This is a genomic window from Nocardioides oceani (assembly GCF_030412965.1).
GTDB classification, from domain to species: domain Bacteria; phylum Actinomycetota; class Actinomycetes; order Propionibacteriales; family Nocardioidaceae; genus Nocardioides; species Nocardioides oceani.
In genome coordinates, this window is sequence record NZ_JAUHJQ010000014.1 from 59,749 (window position 1) to 69,928 (window position 10,180).

Genomic DNA, 10,180 nt, shown 5'->3' on the forward strand with positions numbered 1-10,180 from the left:
GAGCCTGTCGATGAATCCCTCTGTGCCGGGCCGGCCCGTGGTGGAGTCCGCACCGAGGAGCTGCTGCACGCGTCGTGGGAGCTGATCGACGCCGGTGGTGCCGCGGCCGTGACGCTGCGACGGCTCGCGGACCGGCTCGGGATCGCACCGTCCTCGATCGTCCACCAGCTCACCGACCGCGAGCGACTGGTGAGCGTGCTCGCCCTCCGGACCAGCGACGCCCACCTCGCGGGGACCGAGGAACGGGTGCTCGAGGAGGGCTGGGCCCGCGCCGACCAAGCCCTGGGCGACGCCGTCGAGCCAGCCCATTCCCGCGAGCGCTGGGTCGTGCTCGGTCGGCTCCGCGACGACCTCGGCCGCGCGACGCTGGCCGCAGCCGTCGCTCAGCTGGTGGCCGCCTGCGCGGTCTCCCGGAGCGCGGCGACCATCGCGTCGGGGTCGTCGGCGGAGTAGACCGCGGAGCCGGCGACGAAGACATCGGCCCCGGCCTCGGCGCAGCGGCCGATGGTCTCCAGCGAGACGCCACCGTCGACCTGCAGCCAGGTCTCGACGCCGTGCTTGTCCATCAGGGCCCGGGCGCGGCGGATCTTCGGCAGCACCAGGTCGAGGAACTTCTGGCCGCCGAAGCCCGGCTCGACGGTCATCAGCAGCACCATGTCGAGCTCGGGCAGCAGCTCCTCGTACGGCTCGATCGGGGTCGCCGGCCGCAGCGCCATCGACGCCCGCGCACCGTGGGCGCGGAGCTCGCGGGCGAGCCGCACCGGTGCGCGGGCGGCCTCGACGTGGAAGGTGACCGACCCGCAGCCGGCCTCGGCGTACACCACCGCCTCGCGGTCGGGGTCCTCGATCATCAGGTGGGCGTCCAGCGGGGTGTCGGTCGACCGGGCCAGCGCCTCGACCATCGTCGGGCCGAAGGTGAGGTTGGGGACGAAGTGGTTGTCCATCACGTCCACGTGGACCCAGTCGGCACCCGGGATCCGGGCCACCTCCGCCCCGAGGTTCGCGAAGTCGGCGTTGAGGATGCTCGGCGTGATCTGGAGGTGTCCCACGGGCGGTCAGTCTAGGGACGGGTCAGCGCGCCTCGTCGGCACGTCTCCCGTCCAGGACCGCGGCCCGGCTGGTGCGCGGCACGACGACGTGCAGCGCGTTGCGCTCGACCTCGACGACGGCCGGCGTGCGTGCCACGACCTCGCCGTCGAGGTTGACCGCCCGGACCGGGTCGGTGGTCAGCCGGACCCTGCGGGTGGTCACGTGGTGGACCCGCTCGTGCTCGACGAAGGTGCCGTCCTTGAGGAACCGCGCGATCGACACGTGGTCTCGCAGGCGGCCGCGCTCGATCGCGTACACGTCGAGCAGGTGGTCGTCGATCGAGGCGAGCGGCGAGACCGTGTTGCCGCCGCCGTAGTGACGTCCGTTGCCCACCGCGACCTGCAGGAGGTCGTCGACCTCGAGCGGCTCGTGGTCGCCGTCGGGGAACTCCAGCCGCGCGGAGAACGGCCGGTGGTGGCGGTAGGCGGCCAGCGTCGCGACGGGGTACGCCGCCGGTCCGAGCCGGCGCTTGAGGGCCGGCGTCAGCCGCTCGGTGACCTCGACCGAGAGCCCCACGGAGGCGACGTTGAGGAACGGACGGCCGTCGACCCGGCCCAGGTCGACGTCGACGACGCGCCCCCCGACGAGGGCGGCCACGGCTCCCTCGAGGTCCGACGGGATCTCCAGCGTCCGGGCGAAGTCGTTGGCGGTGCCGAGCGGCAGCACGCCGAGCGTCGTCGCGGTCCCGGCGACCCGGCCCGCCGCGCAGCCGACCGTGCCGTCACCCCCACCCACGACCAGCAGGTCCGGCCCGTCCGCGACGACGCGGTCCAGCGTGGCGGCCAGCTGCGCGCCGTCGCGGACGGGGTGGGTGCGCACGGTGCCGAGCCCGGCCGCCGCCAGGGCCGCCGTCGACCGCTCGAGGGCAGCGGCGCCCCGGCGGGAGGCGGTGTTGACGACGACCGCGACCTCGCGGACCTCTCGTGGTGTGCGCATGCCCGCAGGCTAGGCGCCGCCGATGAGACCGGGGTGAGAGCCGGATGTGCGCCGGCTGTGCGACTCAGGCCAGCTCGAGCAGGTCCTGCTCGTCGAGGACCTCGAGCGAGAGCGTGCGGTAGCCCACCGACTCGAACAGCACCGTGACCCGGTCGTCCTCGACGTCGGTCACCACGCCCGGGCCGAACTCGACGTGGACGACGTCGCTCTGGACGGGGTACGCCGCGTCCTGCTCGACCGAAGGGTCCTCCGCGACACCGGAGCGGCAGTTGTCGCAGCGACCGCAGCGGTGGTCGGCCTGCTCGCCGAAGTAGCCCTGGAGGTACGCCGCGCGGCAGCGGTCGGTCTCGGCGTACCCCCGCATCATGTCGACCCGGGAGCGCTCGAGCTGCCGGTGGGACTCGGCCACCTCGACCACGGCCTCGACGGCGTCGTCGGGGGCGTTCGCCTCGGGCCGGGTCTCGTGGACGAGGGCGAGCAGGTTGAGGATCCGTCCGGTCTTGCGCGGGCCGAACCCGGCCGCCTCGGCGACGTCCTTGGGCTCGGTCCCGACCTCGCCGGCCGCGCGCAGGACGGCGTGGACGTCCTTGCGCCTCGGCACGCCGCCGGAGAAGAACCGACCGAGCGCGAGGTCCTCGGGGCGGTAGACGAGGGTGGCCGTGGCCGGCTCGCCGTCGCGCCCGGCGCGGCCGACCTCCTGGTAGTAGGTGTCCGGGGACTCCGGCACCTGCGCGTGCACCACGAAGCGGACGTCGGGCTTGTCGATGCCCATCCCGAAGGCCGAGGTCGCGACGACGACGTCGACCTCGTCGGCCATGAACGCCTCGTGGGTCTCCTCGCGGCGGCGGTGGGCGAGACCGGCGTGGTAGACCGCGGTGCGCCGGCCCGCCTCGGCCAGCGCGGCGGCGTACTCCTCGGCCTTGGGACGGGTGCGGCAGTAGACGATCCCGGAGCCCTCGGCGGCCGCGACCAGGTCGACGACGGTGCGGTGCTGGTCGTGCTCCTCGACGACGCGGACGACGTCGAGGGCGAGGTTGTCCCGGGCGAACCCGGTCAGCACGGTGCGGGGGTCGCGGAGGTCGAGCCGGTCGACGATGTCCTCCTGGACCGGCGGCGCGGCCGTGGCGGTCATCGCGACCACCCGCGGCGGCGCGCCCGCGTCGCCGACCAGGTCGGCGAGGAGCTCACCGAGCCGGAAGTAGTCCGGCCGGAAGTCGTGGCCCCACGCCGAGACGCAGTGCGCCTCGTCGACGGCGACGAGCCGGATGCCGGCCGCGGCGATCGCCGCCCGCACCTCGTCGTTGGCCAGCTGCTCGGGCGAGCAGAACAGGAAGTCGACCTCGCCGGCGCTCGCCCGCTCGACGACCTCGCGCTTCTCCGACTCCGACTCCGCCGAGCTGAGCCGGCAGGCGGTCAGCCCGCCCGGCGCCGAGCGGATGCTCTCGACCTGGTCCTGCTGGAGCGCCAGCAGCGGCGAGACCACGAGCGTGCAGCCCTCGGTCAGCACGCCGGCGACCTGGTAGACCAGCGACTTCCCCGAGCCCGTCGGGGAGACCAGCAGGACGTCGTGCCCGTCGAGCAGCGCGGTCATCGCCTCGGCCTGCCCGCCGAGGAGGTGCTCGTGGCCGAAGACCTCACGGGCGGTCTGCTCGACCGTGGACAGGAGCTGCTGCTGCGAGGTCACCGCGAGCCGTTACCCCCGCGGTCCGGGCACCGACCTCACCCCTGTGGGGGACGCCCGGTCAGTCGGCGTCGGGGTCGGCCGGCGGCTCGGCGCCCGCGGCGTCGTCGCGGTCGGCCCACTCCAGCAGCGGCGCGACGTCCCACGGGTCGGCGTCGATGTCGGCGTGCAGGTCGCCGAGCTCGGCGAAGCGCTGCGGCACCGTGAAGATCGTGAAGTCGCGGGGGTCCACGTCGGCGACCTCGTCCCAGCGGATCGGCGTGGAGACCCGGGCGTCCGGCAGGCCGCGCACGGAGTACGCCGCCGCGATGGTGTGGTCGCGGGCGTTCTGGTTGTAGTCGACGAACACCGTGGCGGGGTCGCGGTCCTTGCGCCACCAGGTCAGGTCGACGTCCTCGGGTGCTCGTCGCTGCACCTCGCGGGCGAAGGCGAGCGCGGCCCGGCGCACCTCGGTGAACCCGTGGTCGGGGCGGATCCGGACGTAGACGTGGATGCCCTTGCTGCCGCTGGTCTTGGGGTAGCCGGTCACGCCGAGCTCGTCGAGCACCTCGTGGACCACGCCGGCCACGCGGCGTACCCGGTCGAAGTCGCAGTCCGGCCCCGGGTCGAGGTCGATGCGCCACTCGTCGGGCTTCTCGGTGTCCTCGCGCCGGCTGTTCCAGGGGTGGAACTCGACCGTCGACATCTGCACCGCCCAGATCACCGAGGCCAGCTCGGTCACGCAGAGCTCGTCGGCGGTGCGGTTCCAGCGCGGGAAGTGCAGCCGGACCGTCTGCACCCACGGCGGGGCGCCGTTCGGCAGCCGCTTCTGGTGCACCTTCTCCCCCGCGAGCCCCTTGGGGAACCGGTGCAGCATGCACGGCCGCTCGAGGAGGGCATTGACGATGCCGGGACCGACGGCGAGGTAGTACTCGACCAGGTCGAGCTTCGTGGCGCCCGACTCCGGGAAGTAGACCCGGTCGGGGTTGCTCACCCGCACCACCCGGTCGTCGACCTCGATCTCGACCGAGGGGGACTTCGACGCGGACTTCGAGGCGGCCACGTGCCCACCGTAGTGGGCCGTACGGTGAGGCCCGTGGGACTCGTCCAGCCGCCCGTCGTCGGCGTGTCCGTGCCGCGCGAGGGCCGGGCCGAGAAGCTGCCGCTGCGCCAGTGGCCGATGACCGTGCCGGCCGTCGAGCACGTGGTGCGGCGGGGCCTGGACCTGGCGCCCGGGGTGACGTTCCTCGTCGGCGAGAACGGGTCGGGCAAGTCCACGATCGTCGAGGCGGTGGCCGAGGCATACGGACTGGGCGTCGAGGGCGGCTCGACCGGCGCCCGGCACACCACCCGGCCCTCGGAGTCGCCGCTGGGTGCGGCGCTGGAGCTGCGTCGCGGCATCGGCGCTCCCCGCTGGGGGTTCTTCCTGCGGGCCGAGACGATGCACGGGTTCTACACCTACCTGGAGGACAACCCGCGTCCGAACCGGACGGAGCCGCGGCTGCACGAGATGAGCCACGGCGAGTCGTTCCTCGAGGTCCTCCGGACGCGGTTCTCCTCCCCCGGGTTCTACTGCCTCGACGAGCCTGAGGCAGCGCTGTCGTTCTCCTCGACCCTGGGCCTGGTCTCGGCGCTCGCCGAGGTCACCGCCGGGGGCGGCCAGGTGCTCTGCGCGACGCACTCTCCCGTGCTCGCTGCGATGCCGGGCGCCACCCTGCTGGAGGTCGGGCCGTGGGGGCTGCGCCGCACGACCTGGGAGGACCTCGAGCTGGTCGAGCACTGGCGCGCCTACCTCGCCGACCCCCAGCGCTACCTGCGCCACGTCCTCGGCTGAGCGCACCAGGCCCCCTCACGTCCGGCGTCAGGTCAGGCGTCAGGTCCGGCGCAGCAGGGCGAGGAACATCGCGTCGGTGCCGTGCCGGTGCGGCCACAGCTGCAGCGTGCCCTCGAGCGGTCCGGCCGTGTCGGGGACGTGCGGCAGCAGGCACGAGGCGTCCTCGAGCCGTACGTCGTCGCGGGCGCCGAGCACGTCGCGGACGACGTCGGCGGTCTCGGCCAGCACCGGCGAGCAGGTCGCGTAGAGCACCGCGCCCCCGGGCCGGACCAGGTCCAGGGCCGAGTCGACCAGCGCCCGCTGCAGCCGGGTGAGGTCGGTGAGGTCGGCGGGCCGGCGCCGCCAGCGCGCCTCGGGCCGGCGGCGCAGCGCGCCGAGCCCGGTGCAGGGCGCGTCGACGAGGACCCGGTCGAAGGTGCCGGCCCGGAACGGCGGGCGGGTGCCATCGGCGGTCAGCACGCCGGCGACCCCGGCAGCGCCGCGGAGGTTGCGCGCGACCAGCCGCGCGCGGTGCGCCTGCCGCTCCCCGGCGACCAGGCGCGCGCCGCGGCCCGCGGCCAGCGCGGCCAGCAGCGCGGACTTGCCGCCGGGCCCCGCGCAGAGGTCGAGCCACCGCTCGTCGCGGCCCTCGACGGCCGCGGCGGCCGCGACCTCGGCCACCAGCTGCGAGCCCTCGTCCTGCACGCCCGCCCGGCCCTCGGCGACGGCGGGCACCGCGCCGGGGTCGCCGCCCTCGAGCACCACGCCGTGGGGCGACCACGGCGTCGGCTCCCCGGGCAGCTCCTCGCGGGTGGCCCGTCCCGGGCGCGCGACCAGGGTGACGCGAGGCGGCTCGTTGTCGGCCGCGAGCAGGGCCGGCAGCTCGGCCTCCCCGACGGCGCGGGCCAGCTCCTCGACGACCCAGGCCGGGTGGCTGAAGGCGACGACGGCGTGGCCGCGGGGGTCCGTCGCCGGGTCGGGCGCGACCGCGGCGACCCAGCCGTCGAGGTCGCGGGCGGAGACCTTGCGGAGCACGGCGTTGGCGAACCCGGCCGCGCCGGCGCCGACCCGCGCGCGGACCAGGTCGACGGTGGTGCTGATCGCCGCGTGGGCCGGCACGCGCATCGAGAGCAGCTGGTGGGTCCCGAGCCGCAGCGCGTCGAGCACCTTGGCCTCGACCTTGGCCAGCGGCCGGTCGATGCAGGCGGCCAGCACGGCGTCGTACGTCGCCTGGCGGCGGATGGTCCCCGAGACCAGCTCGGTCACGAACGCCGCGTCCCGCCCCGACAGCCCGTGCTGGGCGAGCACGCCGGGCAGCACCAGGTTGGTGTAGGCCTCGTCGACCCGGACCGCCTTGAGCACCTCGAGCGCGGCCAGGCGCGGGCCGTCGACCTTCTGCTTGGACCGGCGCTCAGCCACGGGTCTCCCCCCGGTGCTCGCGCACGAGCCGCTTCGGCGCCCGGGCGGCCCAGGCGTCGGTGAGGACCTCGCGCAGCTCCTCGACGTCGATCTCGCCGAGGCGCGACTGGGAGACCAGCACCGCGCTGGTGCGGCGGAAGTGGTCGATGGTGAAGAACGGCAGCGACGGGTCGGCCACGAGGGCCTCCTTGGCGTCCATCGACGGCGTGGTGACGACCAGCAGGTCGTCGTACGGCTCACCGGTCGCGGGATCCACCGCGTGCCGGTCGGGGGCGCGGAGGAGCAGGAAGCCGCGCCCGCGCACGAGGTACGTCGGCCGGTCGCCCCAGCTGGTCCCGAGCTCGACCTCGGGCAGCGACCGGCAGATCGCGTCGACGTCCTCGGGCGTCGCGGGGCGGCCCACCGGTCAGCCCCCGAGCCGGGTGCCCGACTCCAGGCGGACACCGCGGGCCCAGTCGGCGGCACCCATCTGCTTCTTGCCGAACGCCTTGACCTCGCCCAGCCGGACGGCGTCGGTGGCGGTGCCGACGAGCACGGCGTTCTTGCGGACCTCGAGCACGCCCGGCTCCAGCCGGGTGCCCTCCTCGACGGTCACGGGGCCGACCTTGAGCCGCTCGCCGGCGTGGGTCGACCAGGCGCCCGGGCCGGGCGTGCACGCGCGGATGCGGCGGTCGACGGCGACGGCGGGCTCGGTCCAGTCGACCTCGGCGTCCTCGACGAGGATCTTCGGCGCGACGCTCACGCCGTCCTCGGGCTGCTCGCGGGCGACCAGCGAGCCGTCCTCGATGCCGTCGAGGGTCGCGACCAGCAGGCCGGCCCCGCCCTCGGCGAGCCGGGTGAGCAGGTCGCCGGCGGTGTCGGTCGGCCGGATCCGCTCGGTCATCACGCCGAAGGTCGGGCCGGCGTCCATCGCCTTGACGATGCGGAACGTCGTCGCGCCGGTGACCTCGTCGCCGGCCCAGATCGCGTGCTGCACCGGCGCGGCGCCGCGCCACGCGGGCAGGCAGGAGAAGTGCAGGTTGACCCAGCCGTGCCGCGGGATGTCGAGGGCCGACTGCGGCAGCAGCGCGCCGTACGCCACGACCGGGCAGCAGTCCGGCTCGAGCGCGCGCAGCTGCTCCTGGAACTCCGGGTCGCGCGGGTGGTCGGGCTTGAGCACCGGCACGCCGAGCTCCTCGGCCCGCTGCGCCACGGGGCTCGCGACCAGCTTCCGGCCGCGACCGGCGGGCGCGTCGGGGCGGGTGACGACGCCGACCAGCTCGTGGCCGGAGTCGGCGATGGCGTCGAGGGAGGGGACGGCGACCTCGGGGGTGCCGGCGAAGACGAGGCGCATGGGCTAGAAACCGAAACCGTTCGTGGGATGGGGGCTGACCTTGACCTGGGGCTTCTCGAGACCGAACCACTCCGCCTCGCGGATCTCCCGCATCGCCGCCTTGCGCGCCGCGGCGTCGAGCCGGTCGATGAAGAGGACGCCGTCGAGGTGGTCGGTCTCGTGCTGGATCGCCCGAGCGAGCAGCTCCGAGCCGTGCACCGTCATCGGCTCGCCGTGCATGTCGAACCCCTGGGCGACCACCGACATGGCGCGCCGGCACTCGTAGGTGAGCTCCGGCAGCGACAGGCAGCCCTCGAGGCCGTCCTGCACCTCCTCGGACAGCTCCAGGGTCGGGTTGACCAGGTGGCCGACCTCGCCGTCGACGTACCAGGTGAAGACCCGCAGCCCGACCCCGATCTGCGGCGCCGCGAGCCCGGCGCCGGGGGCGTCCATCATCGTGTCGGTGAGGTCGGCGACGAGCTGGCGCAGCTCCTTGTCGAAGTCCACGACCTCCAGCGCGGGCTTGCGCAGCACCGGGTCCCCGAAGAGTCGGATCGGCTGGATGGCCACGGTGCTCCTGGAGGTAGGTGGGGAGGTCGGTGCTGGCAGGTCGGGGCTGGAGGTCGGGGCTGGAGTTCGGTGGTGGTGCTGACGTGCACGGCGCAGCGGCTGCGGCGCAGCGGTCGAGTCTAGTCGGGCGCCGCCGCCGCTCGAGCACGGAGGCGTCGCGACGGCGACCGCGGACGGGGCGGGCCGCCGGCGCGGGGAACCGCCGGCCCGCCGGGGGCGTCGTAGCGGTCGTGAGGATGCCGCTCGTCGCCGCGCTGCTGGCCGGCTCCGTCGCGCTGGCCGGCTGCGGCGAGGACGACGTGTCGCTGGACGACCGGGCGGAGACGGCGTACGACGGGCCGCTCACGCCGTCCGGCCTCGAGCTGGCGCACCCGCGGGCCGGGGTGGCGGGGAACGTGGTCGACTGCGACACGTGGGGCACCGGCAGTGCCTTCGAGGGTGGCGTGTACGCCGAGGGCGCGACCGCCGACGACCCCGAGGGCGCGGTGCGCACCGCGTTCAGCGAGGGGCTGTGGCTCTCGCTTCCCTCGGACCTCGCCCGCGCCGCCATCACCGACGACCGCGTCCTGTGGGTGGCGGAGGTCGAGGGCCGGGTCAAGGCCGCGGTCGTCGTGCACGACGGCGAGGGGTCCGCGGGGGCCGGCGGCGACGGCTGGTACGTCGAGTCGTGGGCGCGCTGCGACGTGGTGGAGCTGCCGGCCGACTTCGTGGAGGGGCTCGGCCACGAGGTGTGGACCGACGTCGACGGCCGGCTCGTGCCGACCACGGAGCTGGAGGTCCACGCGGGGCCCGAGCACTGCGACTGGCAGGACATGACCTTCCTCCGCCTCCCCGGTGACCGGCGCCGGCCCACGTTCCTGCGCGACCCCGAGCCGGAGCTGCGCGGGTACGTCGCCGAGCCGTACCGGGCGCACACCACCCTGCCCGCGGACGCGGTCGACACCGGCTACCGGCGCGGCGAGGACCGGCTGTGGACCGCGCCCGGCGACGCCCGGGTGTACGTCGGCGCCGACCCCGACGACGTCGAGCTGTGGCCGCGCCTGGTCGAGTCCCTCGGCTGCGCCTGACCGGGCTGCGGCCGCTACAGCGAGGGTGGGTCGACCTGGACCCGGACGGCGTCGAGCTTGCGGGCCGAGCGCACCCGCTGCAGCTCGCCGAGCGCCCGGCCCAGCTCCGCGGCGTAGGCCCGCGGCACCCGCACCACCGCCCGCACCTCCGGGTCACCGGTCCCGGTCGCGGTCCCGGTCGCGTGGTCGGCGACCGGGACCGGCCCCAGCACCTCGGCGACCTCCGGCAGGCTGAGCAGGGTCAGCGCGTCGTCGACGGCGCCCGGCTCGCCGGTGATGGTCGCGAGCCGGCTCGCCGGCGGCAGGTGCGCCTC

The 10,180-nt window shown here is 75.1% G+C and carries 11 protein-coding genes and 1 pseudogene; 3 read left to right on the forward strand and 9 right to left on the reverse strand.

The features are described 5' to 3' along the window. Window positions 1-63 precede the first annotated feature (63 nt). Complete coding sequence (locus QWY28_RS21205) at window positions 64-453, forward strand: TetR family transcriptional regulator (protein ID WP_300954832.1); 390 nt, start codon at window positions 64-66, stop codon at window positions 451-453. Here the strand turns inward: QWY28_RS21205 and rpe are convergent. The 4 genes from rpe to ligD form a co-directional block, all read right to left on the reverse strand. Further along, complete coding sequence (gene rpe, locus QWY28_RS21210; protein ID WP_300954813.1) at window positions 384-1,049, reverse strand: ribulose-phosphate 3-epimerase; 666 nt, start codon at window positions 1,047-1,049, stop codon at window positions 384-386. The genes QWY28_RS21205 and rpe overlap by 70 nt on opposite strands. Window positions 1,050-1,071: 22 nt before the next feature. Next, window positions 1,072-2,025 carry a lipid kinase gene (locus QWY28_RS21215; RefSeq protein ID WP_300954815.1) on the reverse strand — a complete coding sequence of 318 codons (954 nt, stop codon included), beginning with the start codon at window positions 2,023-2,025 and terminating at the stop codon, window positions 1,072-1,074. Between the two features lie 64 nt (window positions 2,026-2,089). Next, complete coding sequence (locus tag QWY28_RS21220; RefSeq protein ID WP_300954816.1) at window positions 2,090-3,709, reverse strand: RecQ family ATP-dependent DNA helicase; 1,620 nt, start codon at window positions 3,707-3,709, stop codon at window positions 2,090-2,092. 58 nt (window positions 3,710-3,767) lie between these two features. Beyond that, window positions 3,768-4,748: a non-homologous end-joining DNA ligase gene (gene ligD / locus QWY28_RS21225; RefSeq protein WP_300954817.1), complete on the reverse strand. Its 981-nt coding sequence runs from the start codon at window positions 4,746-4,748 to the stop codon at window positions 3,768-3,770. Window positions 4,749-4,781: 33 nt separating this feature from the next. On the opposite strand from ligD, the gene QWY28_RS21230 reads away from it, so the two are divergent. Beyond that, the gene (locus tag QWY28_RS21230) at window positions 4,782-5,519 is read left to right on the forward strand and encodes an AAA family ATPase (RefSeq protein ID WP_300954819.1); all 738 of its coding nucleotides are present in this window, start codon (window positions 4,782-4,784) and stop codon (window positions 5,517-5,519) included. A gap of 39 nt (window positions 5,520-5,558) precedes the next feature. Here QWY28_RS21230 and QWY28_RS21235 read toward each other — a convergent pair whose 3' ends face one another. The 4 genes from QWY28_RS21235 to def are packed head-to-tail and all read right to left on the reverse strand — an operon-like array spanning window position 5,559 to window position 8,799. Further along, window positions 5,559-6,917 (reverse strand): RsmB/NOP family class I SAM-dependent RNA methyltransferase, encoded by a 1,359-nt coding sequence (locus QWY28_RS21235; protein WP_300954820.1) that lies wholly within the window; start codon window positions 6,915-6,917, stop codon window positions 5,559-5,561. After that, the gene (locus tag QWY28_RS21240) at window positions 6,910-7,320 is read right to left on the reverse strand and encodes an MmcQ/YjbR family DNA-binding protein (RefSeq protein ID WP_300954821.1); all 411 of its coding nucleotides are present in this window, start codon (window positions 7,318-7,320) and stop codon (window positions 6,910-6,912) included. Before QWY28_RS21240 ends, QWY28_RS21235 begins: the two co-directional genes overlap by 8 nt. A gap of 3 nt (window positions 7,321-7,323) precedes the next feature. Further along, window positions 7,324-8,250, reverse strand: coding sequence for a methionyl-tRNA formyltransferase (gene fmt / locus QWY28_RS21245; RefSeq protein WP_300954823.1), 927 nt, complete (start codon window positions 8,248-8,250; stop codon window positions 7,324-7,326). 3 nt (window positions 8,251-8,253) lie between these two features. Beyond that, entirely contained in the window at window positions 8,254-8,799 is a 546-nt protein-coding gene (def, locus tag QWY28_RS21250) for a peptide deformylase (RefSeq protein ID WP_300954824.1), read from the reverse strand. Between the two features lie 230 nt (window positions 8,800-9,029). Between def and QWY28_RS21255 the strand changes: the two genes are divergently transcribed. Continuing rightward, entirely contained in the window at window positions 9,030-9,866 is an 837-nt protein-coding gene (locus QWY28_RS21255) for a hypothetical protein (RefSeq protein ID WP_300954825.1), read from the forward strand. A gap of 14 nt (window positions 9,867-9,880) precedes the next feature. On the opposite strand, the pseudogene QWY28_RS21260 reads toward QWY28_RS21255, so the two are convergent. Then, window positions 9,881-10,180: pseudogene (locus tag QWY28_RS21260) on the reverse strand (primosome assembly protein PriA); the annotation flags it as partial.

Bases quoted from the DNA above. Each gene is read 5' to 3' on its own strand.
- QWY28_RS21215 (WP_300954815.1), bottom strand. From the start codon at position 2,025: ATGCGCACACCACGAGAGGTCCGCGAGGTCGCGGTCGTCGTCAACACC.
- fmt (WP_300954823.1), bottom strand. From the start codon at position 8,250: ATGCGCCTCGTCTTCGCCGGCACCCCCGAGGTCGCCGTCCCCTCCCTC.